The 16,834-nt window shown below is 62.1% G+C and carries 15 protein-coding genes; 9 read left to right on the top strand and 6 right to left on the bottom strand.

What is annotated here, in order from left to right; genetic code table 11:
- Positions 1 to 61 precede the first annotated feature (61 nt).
- Positions 62 to 1,726: an ArnT family glycosyltransferase gene (locus AC0GUR_RS03990; RefSeq protein WP_472876173.1), complete on the top strand. Its 1,665-nt coding sequence runs from the start codon at positions 62 to 64 to the stop codon at positions 1,724 to 1,726.
- Between the two features lie 71 nt (positions 1,727 to 1,797).
- Here AC0GUR_RS03990 and AC0GUR_RS03985 read toward each other — a convergent pair whose 3' ends face one another.
- Both AC0GUR_RS03985 and AC0GUR_RS03980 read right to left on the bottom strand, forming a co-directional pair.
- Positions 1,798 to 2,100, bottom strand: coding sequence for a DUF6496 domain-containing protein (locus tag AC0GUR_RS03985; RefSeq protein ID WP_472876172.1), 303 nt, complete (start codon positions 2,098 to 2,100; stop codon positions 1,798 to 1,800).
- Positions 2,101 to 2,261: 161 nt separating this feature from the next.
- Positions 2,262 to 4,118, bottom strand: coding sequence for an ABC transporter ATP-binding protein (locus AC0GUR_RS03980; RefSeq protein WP_472876286.1), 1,857 nt, complete (start codon positions 4,116 to 4,118; stop codon positions 2,262 to 2,264).
- A gap of 166 nt (positions 4,119 to 4,284) precedes the next feature.
- On the opposite strand from AC0GUR_RS03980, the gene AC0GUR_RS03975 reads away from it, so the two are divergent.
- A complete protein-coding gene (locus AC0GUR_RS03975; RefSeq protein ID WP_472876171.1) occupies positions 4,285 to 4,917 on the top strand; it encodes a PadR family transcriptional regulator in 633 nt (210 codons plus the stop codon).
- 193 nt (positions 4,918 to 5,110) lie between these two features.
- Here the strand turns inward: AC0GUR_RS03975 and nfi are convergent, their stop codons facing one another.
- Positions 5,111 to 5,809: a deoxyribonuclease V gene (nfi, locus tag AC0GUR_RS03970; RefSeq protein ID WP_472876170.1), complete on the bottom strand. Its 699-nt coding sequence runs from the start codon at positions 5,807 to 5,809 to the stop codon at positions 5,111 to 5,113.
- An 87-nt stretch (positions 5,810 to 5,896) separates the two neighbouring features.
- Here nfi and AC0GUR_RS03965 point away from each other — a divergent pair, with 87 nt between their 5' ends.
- From AC0GUR_RS03965 to AC0GUR_RS03940, 6 genes are all read left to right on the top strand, one after another.
- Positions 5,897 to 8,341, top strand: a complete 2,445-nt coding sequence (locus AC0GUR_RS03965; protein ID WP_472876169.1) for a DUF3772 domain-containing protein — start codon at positions 5,897 to 5,899, stop codon at positions 8,339 to 8,341.
- Positions 8,342 to 8,390: 49 nt separating this feature from the next.
- A complete protein-coding gene (locus AC0GUR_RS03960; RefSeq protein WP_472876168.1) occupies positions 8,391 to 9,206 on the top strand; it encodes a helix-turn-helix domain-containing protein in 816 nt (271 codons plus the stop codon).
- A 213-nt stretch (positions 9,207 to 9,419) separates the two neighbouring features.
- A complete protein-coding gene (locus AC0GUR_RS03955; protein ID WP_472876167.1) occupies positions 9,420 to 10,262 on the top strand; it encodes a DUF72 domain-containing protein in 843 nt (280 codons plus the stop codon).
- A gap of 64 nt (positions 10,263 to 10,326) precedes the next feature.
- On the top strand, positions 10,327 to 10,743 hold the full coding sequence (locus AC0GUR_RS03950; protein ID WP_472876166.1) for a guanyl-specific ribonuclease: 417 nt from the start codon (positions 10,327 to 10,329) through the stop codon (positions 10,741 to 10,743).
- Entirely contained in the window at positions 10,740 to 11,174 is a 435-nt protein-coding gene (locus AC0GUR_RS03945; RefSeq protein WP_472876165.1) for a barstar family protein, read from the top strand. The genes AC0GUR_RS03950 and AC0GUR_RS03945 overlap by 4 nt, the downstream gene beginning before the upstream one ends.
- Before the next feature lies 1 nt (position 11,175).
- On the top strand, positions 11,176 to 11,397 hold the full coding sequence (locus AC0GUR_RS03940; protein ID WP_472876164.1) for an RNA-binding S4 domain-containing protein: 222 nt from the start codon (positions 11,176 to 11,178) through the stop codon (positions 11,395 to 11,397).
- Positions 11,398 to 11,409: 12 nt separating this feature from the next.
- Here AC0GUR_RS03940 and AC0GUR_RS03935 read toward each other — a convergent pair whose 3' ends face one another.
- Positions 11,410 to 12,231: an arylamine N-acetyltransferase family protein gene (locus AC0GUR_RS03935; RefSeq protein ID WP_472876163.1), complete on the bottom strand. Its 822-nt coding sequence runs from the start codon at positions 12,229 to 12,231 to the stop codon at positions 11,410 to 11,412.
- Between the two features lie 181 nt (positions 12,232 to 12,412).
- Here AC0GUR_RS03935 and msrA point away from each other — a divergent pair, with 181 nt between their 5' ends.
- Entirely contained in the window at positions 12,413 to 13,120 is a 708-nt protein-coding gene (gene msrA, locus AC0GUR_RS03930; protein WP_472876162.1) for a peptide-methionine (S)-S-oxide reductase MsrA, read from the top strand.
- Here the strand turns inward: msrA and AC0GUR_RS03925 are convergent.
- Together AC0GUR_RS03925 and AC0GUR_RS03920 are read right to left on the bottom strand one after the other, a co-directional pair.
- Positions 13,117 to 15,867, bottom strand: a complete 2,751-nt coding sequence (locus AC0GUR_RS03925) for a putative bifunctional diguanylate cyclase/phosphodiesterase (protein ID WP_472876161.1) — start codon at positions 15,865 to 15,867, stop codon at positions 13,117 to 13,119. The genes msrA and AC0GUR_RS03925 overlap by 4 nt on opposite strands.
- Positions 15,868 to 15,940: 73 nt before the next feature.
- The gene (locus AC0GUR_RS03920; RefSeq protein ID WP_472876160.1) at positions 15,941 to 16,714 is read right to left on the bottom strand and encodes a TenA family transcriptional regulator; all 774 of its coding nucleotides are present in this window, start codon (positions 16,712 to 16,714) and stop codon (positions 15,941 to 15,943) included.
- Positions 16,715 to 16,834 lie beyond the last annotated feature (120 nt).

The raw sequence follows: 16,834 nt of genomic DNA, 5'->3' as shown, positions 1-16,834 counted from the left end.
AAGCGATGCGCGAGTTATCCCGCATCGCGGCTCTTACCTCTTTACGTTTCGAGTCCACCACGTGATCTTTTTCGATACGACCGGCCAGTCCACCCGTTTCGCGCGCTACCCATGGCTCGCGTGGGCCGCGCAGTGGTCGTGGCTGCTGTTGTTTATCGTGGCTGCACTGGTGGCCATCTTTCAGCATGGGCCCATGCCGATGTATTCCACGCGCACCCTGTCGGTGGCGTGGGAAATGTGGACGCGACACAGCCTTCTGGTGCCCTACCTCAACGGCCTGCCCTATAGCGACAAGCCACCGCTGCTGCTGTGGCTGATTCACCTGGGCTGGGCCGTGGGCGGTGTGGGCGATGTATGGCCGCGTCTGCTGGAAGTGGGGCTTGGTGCGCTCCAGCTGGTGCTGGCGGCTCGGCTGGCGCAACGACTGTTTCCTGACAAACCCGTCGTCGGCCACATCACGCCGTGGATCCTGATGGCCTTCACCTACGGGTTCTTTTTCGGCCTGCAGGTGATGTACGAAGTGCTGCTTGCCGTGTGCGTGCTCAGCGCCCTGCTCTGCCTGGTGCCCACGCCGAAACGTGAGGCGCCGCGCTTCGCCTGGTTTGCACTCGCGGTAAGTCTTGGCTTGCTGACCAAGGGACCGGTGATGCTGCTGCATGTGGCCTTCCCGTGGCTGCTGGGTCCGTTGTGGAACGAGTGGGCCCGACGCGAGCGTCGTCGGTGGTACAGCCGTGGCGCACTTGCCGTACTGGTGGGTTGCGCCGTGCTGTTGACCTGGGCATTGCTCGCCGCGTGGTCCGGCGGCGAAGCCTATCGGCAGAAGCTGCTCGTACATCAGACGGCAGGTCGCGTGGTCGATGCGTTTGCGCATGCCGAGCCCTTCTGGTGGTACATCCCTGCTCTGCCTGTGCTGGTGCTGCCGTTCTCGCTGTGGCCACGCGTTTGGGTGGCTGTGGGTAGCCTGCGCCGCCCGTTCGAATCTGGTTTGCGCTTTCTGTTCGCTTGGCTTGGCCCGGTGCTGGTGGGCTTCTCGCTGGTGAGCGGCAAGCAGCCTTACTACCTGCTGCCCGAATACACCGGCTTCGCCATGGTGATGGCCGTTGCGCTGTGGCGTATGCACGAGCGACAGCCCGACGGTCGGCGCTGGCTCTCGCCCTGGCCCCTGGCGCTGGCCCTTGGTGCCATGGGCGTCGCCTTGATGGCGCTGAAGCACTTTGTGACGCATGGGCGGCTATCGGACCCGCAGTTCGCCTCGCTCGCCAGCGTCAGCATGCCGTTTGGCGTGCTGTTTCTGCTGCTGGCGCTGGGCCTCGTGCTGATCCGCAAGGGCGAGCTCTACCGCGTGTCGCTGGCAGGCCTGATCGCCACGGTTGCTGCCAACGGCCTCTTCACCATGACGCTATGGCCGGCCTACGACTTCATGCCGGTGGCGTCGTTGCTGGCCAAGGCGGAAGCACATGGCCAACCAGTGGCCAATCTGGAATCCAACGACGGCCAGTACACCTTTCTTGGACGCCTGCAGCGCCCCGTCGAGCAATTGCACGGCACCGAGGCGCTCAAGGAATGGGCGGAACAACACCCCGACGGTCTGGTCATCATTTATCCCAAGCGCCTGAGCGCCGCAGATCACGAACACGCGGTTTATACGCAAGCGTTCCGCGGCGTCTGGCTGGCGATATGGCCCGCCCAGGAACTGGTGCAGGCGTTGCCTGAGGAACGTCTGTAACAAGGCCTTACCGGCGGATGTCTGCCGCCCGCACAGCACGGACTCCTATCGTCGTGCCGTGAGACCAGCGCTCAGCGCTCCCGCGACCTCATGGCGCGATTACGCGCAGCCCGTTTGGCGCCTGCGGCACGGCTGGTGACAGTCGCGCCAGCGGCTTTCTTCGTAGCTGTACCCTTCTTGGCAGGGACCTTGATGCCCGCCTCGCGCGCCTCAGCCAGACCGATGGCCATCGCCTGCTCGACCGAGCGTGCGCTCTGCCCACCCTCGCCCATGTGACCGGTTTCCTCCCGCACGAACTCGCCGGCCTGGGTGCTGGCCGACTTGCCTTCACGCGGGTCCTTGCGCGCACGTGCCAGGGCTTTTGCGATGGGCATCACGCTGCTCCGAAGACGGAAGGAAGCGTGATGCTGCCGCGAGCCAGGTGAAGCACGAGACAAAGAAAGCTCAAACTGTTGTAGCCGCTACATGACGCAAGCAGCGTGCGACAGCAGATGCGCTTTACGCCATGCGCGTACCAAGTGAGAACGTCGCCCGCTCAGGCGACCGCGTTGGCCTCATCTGGATCTTCCGCCGCCACGAATCCACCGGTCTGACGTCGCCACAAGCGTGCGTACAAGCCGCCTTGCGCGACCAGCTCGGCATGTGTTCCGGTTTCAACGATATGTCCCTTGTCCATCACCACCAGGCGGTCCATCCGCGCAATGGTGGAGAGACGATGGGCAATGGCGATCACCGTCTTGCCGCGCATCAGCAATTCCAGGCTGTCCTGAATCGCCGCTTCGGCTTCCGAATCCAGCGCGGACGTCGCCTCGTCAAGAATCAGGATGGGCGCATCCTTGAGCAGCACACGTGCAATGGCGATGCGCTGGCGCTGGCCGCCGCTGAGCTTCACCCCGCGCTCGCCCACATGGGCGTCATAGCCGACACGCCCTTCACCATCCACCAGCTCCGGGATGAACTCTTCAGCGCGCGCCTTGCGCACGGCGTCCATGATTTGGGCCTCCGTCGCATCCGGACGGCCATACAGCAAGTTGTCGCGGATGGAGCGATGCAGCAGCGAGGTGTCCTGCGTCACCACCCCGATCTGCGCGCGCAGGCTCTCCTGCGTCACTTCGGCGATGTCCTGCCCATCGATAAGGATGCGCCCGCCTTCCAGGTCGTACAGCCGCAGCAATACATTCACCATGGTCGACTTGCCCGCGCCCGACGGACCTACCACGCCGATTTTCTCGCCCCCGCGCACGACCAGATTGAGGCCGGAGATCACGCCGCCCGTCTTGCCGTAGTGGAAGTGGATGTCCTCGAAACGCACACCGCCTTCGGTCACTTCCAGCGGCATCGCACCTTCGTGATCCTGCACGGTACGCGGCTTGGAAATGGTCTCGATGCCGTCCTGCACGGTGCCGACATTTTCAAAAATGCCATTGATGACCCACATGATCCAACCGGACATATTGTTGATACGGATGACCAGTCCGGTGCTGAGCGCGATAGCACCCACTGTGACCTTGCCCTGGCTCCACAACCACACGGCCAGTGCGGAAGTACCGACGATCAGGAAACCGTTGAGCGTGGTGATGGTGGCATCCATGGCCGTGGTGAGACGCGTCATGGCACGCATGCGCTTGATCTGCTCGCCCATGGCATCGGCCACATACGCTTCTTCGCGCTGCGTGTGAGCGAACAGTTTGAGCGTGAGGATATTGCTGTAGCCGTCCACGATGCGGCCCATCAGCCGTGAGCGCGCCTCCGACTGTCGCCACGAACGCTCCTTGGTGCGCGGCACGAAGTACCGGAGCGTGGCCACGTAAGCCACCAGCCAGACCACTAGTGGCGCGGCCAGCCAGACATCCGCCTTGGCGAACAACACGATGGCGCTGCCGGTGTAAATCGCCACGTACCAGATGGCGTCGACAATCTGCACCGCCGATTCGCGCAGTGCGCCGGAGGTCTGCATGATGCGATTGGCGATGCGGCCGGCGTAGTCGTTCTGGAAGAAGCCGAGACTCTGCCGTATCACATACCGATGATTCTGCCAGCGGATGCGGTTGGTGAGGTTGGGCACGATGGCCTGATTCACCAGCAGATCATGCAGGCCAATCAGCACCGGCCGCGCGACCAGCGCCACCAACCCCATCCACAATAGCTCGCGCCCATGCTGGCGAAAGAAGTCGGCGGCAGGCACGCCCTTGGTCATGTCCACGATGCTGCCGATAAAGCCAAACAGCGACACTTCGACCAAGGCCACGCCAAAGCCCACCACCAGCGCGGCGGCGAACACCGGCCACACCTGGCGCAGGTAGAACACATAGAAGCGCCACACGGACTGTGGCGGCATGCCGTCGACGGGCTCCTTGAAGGCGTCGATCAGCGACTCGAACCAGCGGAACAGCATGGGGATCGTCCTTGGGAAAGGTGCTGCGGGGTGGATAACCACTGGGTGAAGGCACCCGGCGATGGTTTCAAGCAAACCCTGCCCCGGACGGGCGAGGCACTTGCAACGGGCAAATTCTACGATATATCGTACGACTGTTACTTACGATATATCGGAGTGTGTCATGCGATTCCATCATTGCTTTGATTCATCGACGTATCACCTCTACCAGGAAGGCCGTGATGCCTGGATCCGCGAGGCCATGGGCATGGGCCGCGGACGCGGCTTTGGCCGTGGCTTCGGCGACGACGAAGGCCAGGGCGGCTGGGGCGGTATGGGTGGCCGTTTCCGTAGTGGCCGCATGTTTGGCCCGGGTGATCTGAAGCTGATCCTGCTTGCCCTGATCGCCGAGCAACCGCGCCACGGCTACGAGCTGATCCGTACCATTGAGGAAATGTTTGGCGGCGCCTACGCACCCAGCCCCGGCGCGGTCTACCCCACACTCACCCTGCTCGAGGAACTGGGCCACGCCAGCGTGGAAACCAGTGAGGGCAAGAAGCTGTACACCATCACCGAGGAAGGCAAAGCGTTCCTGGCCGACAACCAGGAGGCGGTCGACGCAGTGATGTCGCGCATGGAGCACACCGCGAAGATGTACGCACGTGCTGCCGCGCCGATGGCGTTACGCGAGGCCATGCACAACCTCAAGCGCGCGCTGTTCATGCATGGCGGTCCGTGGAACACCGCAGAGGTGAAGCGCATTCGCGACATCATCCAGAAAGCCGCGGATGAGATTGCCAAGGGTAAGGGAAGCTAATCACACCCTTGTCACGCAGTTGATTGCCTCACCGTCACCCCCGCGAAAGCGGGAGGTGCTTTGCAACAGCGACGCTGGCCATCCAGCGCCTTTCGGCTTCTTGTGGCGCATAAAGGCACTGGATCCCCGCCTTCGCGGGGATGATGGTGAGGTTGCGCGGAGGCCCTGCGCAGACGTTTACCTACACAGAGTCTTAAATGTTCTTCTTCCGCTCGCGATCCCTGCGCGACGCCAATCGATCCGCCAATCTCGTGGGTTCCGGCAGTCGATAGCGCGTGCAGTACGCCAGCACCAACTCCGGCGCGGCCGCCATACTGACGCAGTGACCCGGCGACACGATCAACGGCCGGATTTTGTCTTTAGTGCGCAAGACACAGCCAATCACTCGGTCTTTGTAGCGCAGCGGTACACGGTCACCGCGTTGCGGGCCGAGTTCGTCGTGCGTACCCACCAGTATCGATTTGGCGACCCCGATGGTGGGCAATCCCGTCACCACGCCCAGGTGTGCGGCGATGCCCAGTCCACGTGGATGCGCAATGCCCTGCCCGTCCACGAAGACTAAGTCAGGCGCCTCCGGCAATTGCTCGATCGCCTGCAACAGCGCCGGCAGCTCGCGAAAGGACAACAGCCCGGGGATGTACGGCATGCGCGTCGGCATGCGCGCGACCACTTCAGCCAACGGTGTCAGCGTTTGTGCATCGAGCAACACGGCTGCAGCGCGAGTCACCGCGCCGCCCTCCTCGAAACCCACATCGACGCCTACGACCCGCTGTAGCGGCGGGTGGTCGTCCACCAACCGCACTTCCGTGGCCAAAGTCGTTTGCAGAGCCCGCGCCCTGGCGACGTCGCCATCCCACTGTGGTGCGGTGTAGCGCGCCTTTGCCTGAGTCATCGCGACAGCGTGAAGGCGATGATCTGAACAAACCGTCAAGACAATTATTCATTGACCAGTTCAGCGACTGACCGGGATCATGCCGTCATGCGCATCCTACCCCGCCTTTTGCTGGTCCTCTTTCTCGCCACCGCCTGCGGTGTCCCCGCCCTGGCCCAGAACAACCCGAGCAGCCAGGCCCCGGCACAGATTCCGCAGACGACCATCGCCAGTCCCGATCAGCTGAGCGCAAAGCTGGACCAGATCAAGCAAGCGATCACTGACAAGACCAAGCTCACCGACAACCTGCTGGTCGACGCACGCACCAAAGCGCAGGCGGTGCAGCAACAGGCCGATCAGCTCACCGCCAGCCTGTCGCCGCAGGTCGACGCCGTGCAGGCGAAGCTCGACGTCTTGGGGCCTGCGCCGGAGAAAGGCGCGCCGCCAGAAGCGCCGGAAGTCGCCAGCCAGCGCAAGCAACTCACCAAGGACAAGACCGATCTCGCCGGGCAAGTCACCCAGTCCAAATCACTAAGTCTGGAAAGCCAACAGCTGATCACGCAGATCGCCTCGTTACGGCGTGATCTGTTTCAAGCACAGACGTTCCAGCGCACCGCATCGCCGCTGAGCGGCGCCTTCTGGGAGCGCCTTGCGCAGGCCATACCGGATGACCGCGCGGCCTTCGCCACGCTTGGCAAAACGATTGAGGGGGCGCTGGAAAAAGCATGGGAACCCGCCAACCGCCTGCCGCTCATCCTGTGCCTGCTGGCGGCAGTGGCATTGTTCGCTGTAGGGCGCCGGCTGCTGGAACACCAGATGCTGGATATGGTCAGCAAGTATCTTCCGTCTGGCCATCTGCGCCGCAGTGCCATGGCACTGCTGATTACGCTAGGTGCCACGCTCACTTATGGCCTCGCCGCCTGGCTGCTGTATCTGGCGTTCAACTGGAACGGTGTGTACGACCAGGACCTGGATGATCTGGTTCGCCCGTTCGTCGCCATCATGTTCTTTACGGCCATGCTGGCCGGACTCGGGCGCGCGCTGCTCTGCGCAACACGTCCTTCCTGGCGACTGCCCCCCATTTCTGACAACCTTGCCAAACGCTTGGCGCCGTTTCCCGCGCTGTTCGCCTACAGCACCCTGGTGCTCGCCCTGTTCGAGCGCATCACCAACGATATTGGCGCGAGCCTTGCCACCACCATGGCGGCTAACGCAATCAGCGCCACCCTCATCGGTGGTCTGGCTGGCGCAGCCCTGCTTCGCATGGGGCGCGCCCGCCGCGCCATGATTGCCGCTGGCGGAAAACCTCAGGAACGGCCGCTGTGGGTTGGGCTGATCATCGCCGGTGCTTTCATCGGCTGCATCGCCACGTTGCTGGGCGTTGTCACCGGCTACATTGCTTTCGGCTTCTTCGTCGCTAGGCAGATGTTGAGCGCTGGGTTCCTGATCGGCGCGCTGTATCTGTTCATGCATCTGGTCAACGACCTGTGCGACTCGCTGCTATCCCCCGAGTCACGTTCGGGCGTGCGCTTGCAGGAAACCTTTGGCATCTCGCCAGCGCGCCTTGAACAAAGTTCGGTGATTTTGTCAGGCGTGATCCGCGCCTTCCTGCTGTTACTGGCCGTGCCAGCAATACTGGCGCCGTACGGCGCGGGCCCCAATGAGTTGATGGACCGCGGCACCAAGCTCTTCGCCGGCCGCTCGGTCGGCACACTTACCATTGACCCGACCAACATCCTCAACGCCTTGCTGGTGTTGCTGGTCGGTGCGGTGGTGCTGCGCCTGATCAAGCGCTGGCTCAGCAAGCAGCTGCTGCCCAAGACCTCGCTGGACGTGGGCATGCAGACGTCCATCGTGACCCTGCTCGGTTACGTCGGCGCGATCCTGGTATTTGTACTGGTGCTGGGCTCGCTCAAGGTCGATGTACAAAGCATCGCGTGGATCGCCAGTGCACTGTCTGTCGGTATCGGTTTCGGCCTGCAGGCCATCGTGCAGAACTTCATTTCCGGACTGATCCTGCTGGCGGAACGTCCCGTCAAAGTGGGCGACTGGGTTAGCATCAGCGGCGTGGAGGGCGACATTCGCCGCATCAACGTGCGAGCCACCGAAATCCAGCTCAGCGATCGCTCCACCATGATCGTGCCCAACTCGCAGTTGATCACCCAGAACGTGCGCAACGTCACCTTGGCCAATGCGCTTGGCCGCGTGCAGATCCGCCTGCCTATGCCACTGAGCAGCGACGCCAGCAAAGTGCGCCAGATCATCTTTGACATTCTGCGCAATCACCCCGGGACGCTCACTACGCCTTCGCCGAACGTGCAGCTAGACAGCATCGACTCCGGCTCGATGATGTTTGTGTGCACTGCCTACGTAAGCAACCCGCGCGAGGGTGGCATGGTGAAAAGCGACCTGCTGTTCGAGATCATCGACCGCTTGCGTCAGGCCAACCTGCCTCTGACCACCCCGCAGGACATGGTGGTGCGCACCATGCACCCGGAAAGCAGCCCGCCAGCCAATTCGTTGCCTACGGTCATCCCTGGCGACAAGACCTGACATGACCATCCCATCGGCCTAGACTCGGGTTATTGCCTGGAGCCAGCCGATGGGACACCACGTCGTCGCCCCTGCACCGCCGCTCAACGCCCTCGTTTCCCGCTTGTGGGACTGGGATATGCCACAGGCTGGCCACTACTACGAGCGCGTGCTGCCTGTGCCGGGCGCCGCGCTGATCATCAACCTTCACGAGAACGAAACCCGCGTCTACAGCGATGACGGGTTGCGCCGATGCACGCGTGCGGCCGCTTCCGTCATCGGCGGCCCCTGCCTGCGCAGCCAGATCATCGACACCTCCGAGCAGGTACGGGTGATGGGCGCGGTATTTCGTCCCGGTGGCGCTCATGCCTTTACCGGTGAACACCACGAGGTGTTGGTGGCCAGCGATATCGGGTTGGAGGACATGTTTGGCAGCAGTGCGCACGGGCTCCGCGAGCGCCTGCTCAACACACCCCATGCGATGGAAAGGCTGGCTGTGCTGGAGCAGTGGTTGCTTGCTCACATGCGCATGCCAGAACTTGCACCCGAAGTGCTGTATGCATTGGGGCAGATCGGCAGGCAGCCGCAAGTGATGCGTATTGGGGCCATGGTGCGCGAGACGGGTCTTTCCGAGTATCGGTTTGGACGTCTATTTCGCCGGCAGGTTGGCATGGGGGCCAAGCGGTACGCTCGATTGATGCGCTTTCGTGGCGTGGTGGATGCGGTCTATCGATGCGCTGACGTTGACTGGAGTGGCGTGGCGGCGGATGGCGGCTATGGGGATCAGGCGCATCTCGTGCATGAATTTCGTGTGTTTGCAGGGATGACGCCCACGGCATTTATGGCGGCCAGGGGGCCGTATTTGAATCATTTGCCGATGGAGTGAGGGCTCCCTTCTCCATCCATCGTGCTGTCATTCTTGATGGGTTTCCGCGCTCGCACTTATTTGGTACCTCTCTCCTCATAGAAAGGGCGCCAACAGCGCACCGCGTTTCACACATGTATACCCTCCTCCAAAACGCCTCCCATCGTTCAGCCTGGAAACACCCATCACCTCCCCCATGGCATCATCCGTTCCCCAACCATCCCCCACCTTCCAATGCACAGCGATCTGTTCTCCCCAGCCCCCGGCAATGGCCTCGCCTCGCGCATCCGCGTCGGCATCGGCGGCTGGAACTTCGCACCGTGGCGTAACAACTTTTACCCGGCAGGACTAGTGCAACGGCGCGAACTCGAGTTCGCCAGCCGGCACCTACGCGCTATCGAAATCAACGGCACGTTCTACGGCGCTCAGAAACCCGCGACGTATGCAAAGTGGGCCGCAGAAACACCCGAAGGTTTTGTGTTCTCGCTCAAGGCACCGCGCTATGTCACCGAAGGCAAACGGCTTGCCGACACGGCTCGCGGTATTGATGGCTTTGTGTTTGGCGGCTTGGCGGAATTCGGCCATCGGTTGGGACCGGTGCTTTGGCAGCTGCCGCCGACACGACCGTTCGATGCCGGCGACCTGGCGGCGTTCCTTGAATTGCTACCGCGTGAGCTCAACGGACAGCCCATGCGGCATGTGCTGGAGGTACGCCATCGCAGTTTTCTCGATGCGAGTTATGTCGAACTGACCCGCCGTTACCGCATCCCTACGGTATTCACCGACTCGCCGCAGTACCCGTCGCTTGCCGACCTCACCGGCGATTTTGCGTATGCCCGGCTGATGCGCAGCGAGTCGCATATCGATACCGGCTATGCGCCTGCCGAGCTGGATAGCTGGGCCACGCGAGCCAGCCTTTGGGCGGAAGGCGGCGACCTTGCCGAGCTACCGCATGTCGCGCCGCCGCTCGCAACGCAGCGGCCACGGGATGTGTTCATCTACTTCATCAGCAGTGCGAAGGAGCGCAACCCGGCTGCTGCCATGGCCTTGCAGCAGCGCGTGGATGCACCCCGCTGACATGGTGAGTGCCTGACTCCCGTCGAGGCTCTACACTCGCGCCATTCCATGGAGGTGTTCTCCCATGCGTGCACTGAAACCGTTGTTACTGATTGCCGTGCTGGCGATTGCCGCACTGCTGTGGGGGCGTCACACGCCCGAGCCATCGCCGCCCGACGCAGGCACGGCCACCTCCCATGCCGTTGCTCCAGGCGGCAACCAGGGGCTGCCTTCGTTCCTGCCGCCAGAGGCCGTCGACACGCTGACGCGCATCGCCCATGGCGGCCCGTTCGAGCATCGACAGGATGGCGTGGTGTTCCAGAATCGCGAGTCACGCCTGCCGCCCATGGCGGAGGGCTACTACCACGAGTACACCGTGGATACGCCCGGCCTCGACTATCGCGGCGCGCGACGCATCATTACTGGCGGTACGCCGCCGCAGGTCTATTACTACACTGACGACCACTACCGCACCTTTCGCCGGTTCGAGGTATCCCGATGAATGCGCAATTTGATCTCGACTTTGGCGATGCGTCGCACGGCGGCATTTTCTTCGTCACCAGCGAGGACCTGGAACCACTGGCCGAAGCCGCCGGCATGCAGGGTCTGCGCGTCTGCCGGATCAATCTGGCCAGTTACACCGACCGCGAAGCGCTGTTCGACCGCCTGACTCAGGCGCTGCGTCTGCCGGCCGATTTCGGACGTAACTGGGACGCGCTGGCCGACAGCATGCGCGACCTTTCGTGGCTGAAGGCCACCGGCTTTATTCTGCTGTTCGATCGCGCAGAAGACATGCGTGACGCTAACGAAGAGGATTTCGACACCTTGCTCGACATCCTCGAAGAAGCAGTGGATTACTGGCAAGAAGCCGACAGCCCCTTCTTTGTATTCTTCGCGCTGCCCGAAAGCGCTTTTGACGATACCGATAACTGATATGCACGAACTCGAATTTGAACTGGAAGGCGACTACGTGGAACTCAACCAGCTACTGAAGCTGGTGGGGCTTTGCGACAGCGGTGGCGCCGGCAAGGCCATTGTGGCCAGCGGTGCGGTGTCGGTGGACGGTGAGCAGGAGCTGCGCAAGACCTGCAAGATCCATGCAGGTCAGATGGTGCAAGTGGAAGACATCGTCATCCACGTGCACGCCGCAGAGTGATCGCGATGTAACTCAGGCCGGCATCGGCAGGCTATCCAGGCGCTGCTTCAGCCCTGGATAGTCGGGTACGCGAATACCGAATTTCTCCTGCAGCACCTGCACGATCTCGTCGGCATCGCGCAGCGTGCGTCGTACAGATTCGGCACCGAACCGGTGCTCCACATAATCGCGGTCGCGAAGGCCAAGGCGTCGGTCGGCCAGCGCGCGCGCCACGATCAGGCCATGCAGAAAGTGCGATTCGGGATAGGTCGACGTGAAATGGTTGGCCACCACATAGTCGATGGCTTCACGTGGCTGCAGATCGAAGCGATAGAGCGTGCGCCATTCGTCGCGAACGTTGGCCTGCATACGCCACATGCCACCGTTAGTGATCAGTCGAAACGGTTCAAGCGACGTAGCTTGCGCCACATCCGGCTGCAGTCTCAGTGCACCACCGAGCGCCATGCTGCCAAAGCCCACATCCGCCAACCAGCTCTCGCCCTCCAGTTCCACACGCAGCACCATATGGGTCTGTGCGACGAGGGCGTCCTCCGGCTTGTTCCACAGTACACGGGCAATCAGGCCGGATACGTCAAAGCCGATGGCCTTGAGCACCGCCATCAACAACCCGTTCTGCTCAAAGCAGTAGCCACCTCGCCCGCCATGCACCAGCTTGCGTTGGATAGCGTCAAGCTCTAACGACACGGGAACACCCATCAAGGGGTCAATATTCTCGAACGGTATCGTCGCGACATGGGCCGTTGTGAGTGCCTTCAGCGTTTGCAGATCGGCCGCCACGGGGCCCTTGTAACCAATGCGCTTAAGATAGGCGTCGAGGTCAACCGCGTGATTCATGAACGCTTCCGTGACAGGGGTAGCGCACCATAACACCGCGTTGGCGTCGGCTTCGCACGCCGATAGTCACGACGTGACAGTCTCGAGGTAACCGGGAGCCTTCCGGCGGCGAATACCTGACTGAGACAGCTCGTCGCGCAGGCGACAGGCTGCACTGTCCGGTCTGTTGATGGAGTTCACCATGAGCATCCGCCGTTTCAAGCTATTCCCCGCCGTCGCAGGCCTGTTGACCATGGTGGGGCTGAGCGCGTGCAGGTTGGCCACCGCAGGCAATGGCGCGGCCAGTTTGCCCGACCCCGCCGTGGACGCCAGTCATGACCAGGGCGACCAGATAGCCGTTCTCGCGGGCGGTTGTTTCTGGGGCGTGCAGTCGGTGTTCGAGCACGTGAAAGGCGTAAAGAAAGTGTGGGCTGGCTACGCCGGCGGCCAAGCCAGCACGGCACAGTACGAACGCGTAAGTGATGGCGATACAGGTCACGCGGAGTCCGTGAAGATTCTCTATGACCCTGGCAAGGTCAGCTATGGCCAGTTGCTGAAGGTGTTCTTCTCGGTCGCCACGGATCCCACCGAACTCAATCGTCAGGGGCCGGACGTTGGTACCCAGTACCGGTCGGTGATCTTCTATGGCAACGATGAGCAGCAGCGCATCGCCAGCGCATACATTGCGCAGCTCACCGCCGCGCACGCCTTCTCCGACCCGATCGTGACGCAAGTCGTACCGCTAAAAGGCTTCTATGTCGCGGAGTCCTATCACCAGGATTACGCGAAGCGCCACCCGAACGAGCCATATATCGTGTTCAACGATGCACCGAAGGTCGCGCATCTGAAGCAACAACTTCCGGCGCTATATCAGCCCGAGCGGGAAGTGGTCAGCGTTGAACTGCATTAACCGGCCTCTGGCGGCACCAGGCGCAGGTGCGAACTGCCCTGGCGCCGATTGGACGTGAGCAATTGCGCAATCACTTCCGGCTCTACCGGTCTGGAATAGAGGAAGCCCTGCCCTTCGGTGCAGCCGGCACGCAACAGAAATCGATGCTGCTCTTCGGTTTCGATTCCCTCAGCAATGGGGCTGATATCCAGCTTGCGGCACAGCATGAGCATGGTTTCGACTATGGCGCCATCGCTGCCATCCTCGGGCAGGCCGGCGACGAAACTCTGGTCGATCTTGAGGTACGCGATGGCGCGCAGCTTGAGGTAGCTCATCGATGAATAGCCGGTGCCGAAGTCGTCGATGGCCACGCCAACGCCCAGCGCATGAAGCGCGTGCAGCACACGCTCCATTTCTTCGCCCAAGCGCAGGATCGCGCCCTCGGTAATCTCCAGCATCAAGCGGTCCGGCGCCAGGCGCCGCGACTCCAGCAAGGTGCGGATGTCGTCAACGAAGTTGGCCTGACCGAACCAGTTGGCGGAAACATTCACCGCCATGCGCAATGGCGGCAACCCTTCGCGGTCCCACAGGTACATCTGCGTGCAGGCGGCCTGCAGTACCCACTGATCGATGCGCCGGATAAGCCCGAGTTTCTCCGCCATGGGAATGAAGTCGCCGGGTGGAATCAGCCCTCGGCGCGGGTGATGCCAGCGCAACAACGCCTCCACCGCCACAATGCGACCGCTGCGCATTTCCACGGTGGGTTGATAAAGCAGATGAAACTGGTTCTCCGCGAGCGCCGTACGCAGTTCCGAGGCGAGTGCGATGCGTCGGCGTGCATCGGCTTGCATACGCGGCGAATAAAAGCGGAACGCGTTGCGCTCCTCAGTCTTGGCGGCGTACATGGCCGCGTCCGCATTGGTGATCAGCGATGGCACGTCCGCGCCATCCAGCGGAAAGCAAGCGATACCAATACTCGCGCTGAGCGCCAGCTCGTACTCGCCCACCACGAACGGCGCGGCGAGAGTGCTCAACAGGCGGCCAGCCAGCGCACTCGCCTGTTCACGCGAATGCAGATCCGGCAGCAAGACGGTGAACTCATCGCCACCAATGCGGCCAGCGATGCCCCGGTCACCCAGCTCGTAGGCGATGCGTTCGCCCACTTTGACCAGCAGATGGTCGCCAATCGCATGTGTGTAGCTGTCATTGACCGCCTTGAACGCGTCCAGGTCGATAAACAGCACCGCCACCATGCCACGTTGCCGTTCGGCTCCGGCCACCGCCTGCACACAGCGGCGCTCGAACTCGGCACGATTGGCCAGACTCGTGAGGGGATCGTGCGCGGCCATGTATTGCAGGCGCTGCTCGTTGGCCTTCGCCGTGCTGATGTTGTTGATCACGGCGACATAGTGCTGCACCTGCCCTTCCGGGTCGCGGATGGCGCTGATGCTGAGCAGTTCCGGATAAATCGAGCCGTCGTGGCGCCGGCTACGCACTTCGCCGACCCAATTGCCTTCGGCATCGATCACATCCCAGACGGAAGCTGGTAGCGGCAACCCATCCGGCAAGCAGCGCAGGTCGTCGAACCGGACATCCTGCAAAGCTTGTGCGGTAAAGCCCGTCATGCGGATGTGCGCGGCGTTGACACGCGTAACGCGCCGGCTCGCGTCGGCAATGATCACACCCTCCGCAATACCGGCCAGCGCCTCGGAAGCAATACGGCGCTGCTGCTCCAGGTTCACGCGCTCGGTGACATCGCGCAGAATCGACTGGCGTACCCGTTGCGTGCCCCAGTGCGTCACACTGCTACGCATTTCCACCGGACGCATATCGCCATGGGGGCCTTGCAGTTCGCCGGTGATGGCGCCATCCGCGCGGTGCAATAAGGGCGCAAACAGCGTTGAGAAATTCGCCCCGATCAGCGAATCCATGGTTCGCCCAGTCCACTGCAGCGCGGTGCGGTTCGCGCCCAGGATACGCCCGGTACTGTCCTCAACCATCACAATGGCGTCGGCTGCACTGTCAAAAAGCAGGCTGTAACGCTCTTCCGTGCCGTGGATGCGCGCAAGAATGCGCCGGGCCATACGCAGCCACAGCAGCGAGGCCAGCAGCGCCGCTGAAAATACGCTGGCAAACAACACACGGCCGAGCCAGATGGCACCTTGCGCCACTTCCAGCGAAAAGCGCTTCGTCAGCGGCTCCAACTCGTTGTTGAGCGCGTTGATGCGCTCTTGCTGTGCCTGGACCCACGCCTGATTCGGCACGCCTTTCGCGTACACCTGCGCGACATCCCTGGCGATCAGGCCCAACTGCTCTAATGGGCCATCCGCCGCGCGCCATGCCGACACCGCTTCGCGCATGTGTGGCGCGCTCGTACAACAGCGAAGCATGAAGATCATGCCCGGTTTGGCCTGCGGCAAAATCCTTCCGCGCGTGAACGCCGCATCGACACGGGCGCGGTCGTACGCGCCGGAGGCAATCGCGTCGCGCGCCCATCCATCGGAGATGAGCAATTCGTAGTTTTCATTGAACGCGGCGAGCCGTTCCGCATCGCCGGACTCGACATACGCGGCGAGATCGATCACCGACTGCTTTTGCGCCTTGCTCCAGACACTCTCGCCGTTGAGAAAACCGGCGAGAGTGACCTGAACCTGGAGCGCACCCCAGGTCAACAAGAGGATCAGGCCGATAACGGCCACCAGCCCATAGGCCAGTGGCCTCAAGCGTCGGGATAGCGGTCTTAGAGAGGTGCTACGGATGGACTCCATGGCTTCCCTTGTATACGACCACTTCATAAACCTTCTTCTCGTCCCATCACACTGTCGACAACGAGATGCCTCGTTATGCCGCTTGCTCTTCCAACTGATTCACCGGCGACTGCATCAGGCAGCGCTCCAGCCCGTAATGCAAGCTTACATAGCTACGCTCGATACATTCCCGGAGGTGGTCCACTTCTTCGGGTGTTGGCTGATTGCCCATCAACGTGCAGACAATCTCCAACGCCTCCCAAGGATGGGTATCGTCATAGTCGGCATGAAGCTGTAGCCAACGCAACGTCGCTTTGCGGCCAGCCACCGGCAGGCTTTCTGCATAGGCGAGGCTATCGTAGACCTTATGCGACCACTCGCCCGTAACCCCTTCGATGGCGTAGTTGGTGGCAGCCATGCCCGCGGCGAGCGTGTCGTGCCCACTCACCTCGTGGCACCACTCCATCGCGGTCTGCGTACCACGCGGGGGGCGACCGTCAAGAACGTCCTCACGCGACACGCCGGCGCCTTCAGCCCAATCCAGCCAGTACTCGGCGTGGTTCTGCTCCACACGGATATTGCGGACCAGCCAGCGGCGGGCAAGGTTGTCACCGGCACTACGGCCATACTGCGTCTTGAGCAGGTTCTGTGCCATGAATGAGGGAAAGCGCTCAATCAGCGACCACGTGCCAACCATGAAATTGCGCATGGTGGTCGGATCGATCTTGCCCTCGCGCATCAAGTCCCACATCCGGTGGTCTCGGACGCTCCGGCGGGCGGGTTCGCATGCTTCAATCATTTCCTGGGCCCAAGTCGGGTAGCTGGAAATTTCTTTCAGCGGGCCGGTGAGTTCAAAGTTGCCTTTCATGCCATTCTCCAATCGTCGGTTAGTAACCACCGGCCCCTGGCCGGCAGCCCGGCGCAACACGCCGGAACCTCAGTGTGGTGATGCATGGAAGGTCTTGCGAACCGCCACCTACCGCAGCAA

Source organism: Dyella sp. PARNA 12/25, from assembly GCF_055702865.1.
This window is presented reverse-complemented; position numbering and strand designations above follow the sequence as displayed.

What these genes read in the sequence shown, in the direction of transcription:
- AC0GUR_RS03985 (WP_472876172.1), bottom strand. Translation starts at nt 2,100, where the DNA reads ATGCCCATCGCAAAAGCCCTGGCACGTGCGCGCAAGGACCCGCGTGAA.
- AC0GUR_RS03975 (WP_472876171.1), top strand. Translation starts at nt 4,285, where the DNA reads ATGCGATTCCATCATTGCTTTGATTCATCGACGTATCACCTCTACCAG.
- nfi (WP_472876170.1), bottom strand. Translation starts at nt 5,809, where the DNA reads ATGACTCAGGCAAAGGCGCGCTACACCGCACCACAGTGGGATGGCGAC.
- AC0GUR_RS03965 (WP_472876169.1), top strand. Translation starts at nt 5,897, where the DNA reads ATGCGCATCCTACCCCGCCTTTTGCTGGTCCTCTTTCTCGCCACCGCC.
- AC0GUR_RS03960 (WP_472876168.1), top strand. Translation starts at nt 8,391, where the DNA reads ATGGGACACCACGTCGTCGCCCCTGCACCGCCGCTCAACGCCCTCGTT.
- AC0GUR_RS03955 (WP_472876167.1), top strand. Translation starts at nt 9,420, where the DNA reads ATGCACAGCGATCTGTTCTCCCCAGCCCCCGGCAATGGCCTCGCCTCG.
- AC0GUR_RS03950 (WP_472876166.1), top strand. Translation starts at nt 10,327, where the DNA reads ATGCGTGCACTGAAACCGTTGTTACTGATTGCCGTGCTGGCGATTGCC.
- AC0GUR_RS03945 (WP_472876165.1), top strand. Translation starts at nt 10,740, where the DNA reads ATGAATGCGCAATTTGATCTCGACTTTGGCGATGCGTCGCACGGCGGC.
- AC0GUR_RS03940 (WP_472876164.1), top strand. Translation starts at nt 11,176, where the DNA reads ATGCACGAACTCGAATTTGAACTGGAAGGCGACTACGTGGAACTCAAC.
- AC0GUR_RS03935 (WP_472876163.1), bottom strand. Translation starts at nt 12,231, where the DNA reads ATGAATCACGCGGTTGACCTCGACGCCTATCTTAAGCGCATTGGTTAC.
- msrA (WP_472876162.1), top strand. Translation starts at nt 12,413, where the DNA reads ATGAGCATCCGCCGTTTCAAGCTATTCCCCGCCGTCGCAGGCCTGTTG.
- AC0GUR_RS03925 (WP_472876161.1), bottom strand. Translation starts at nt 15,867, where the DNA reads ATGGAGTCCATCCGTAGCACCTCTCTAAGACCGCTATCCCGACGCTTG.
- AC0GUR_RS03920 (WP_472876160.1), bottom strand. Translation starts at nt 16,714, where the DNA reads ATGAAAGGCAACTTTGAACTCACCGGCCCGCTGAAAGAAATTTCCAGC.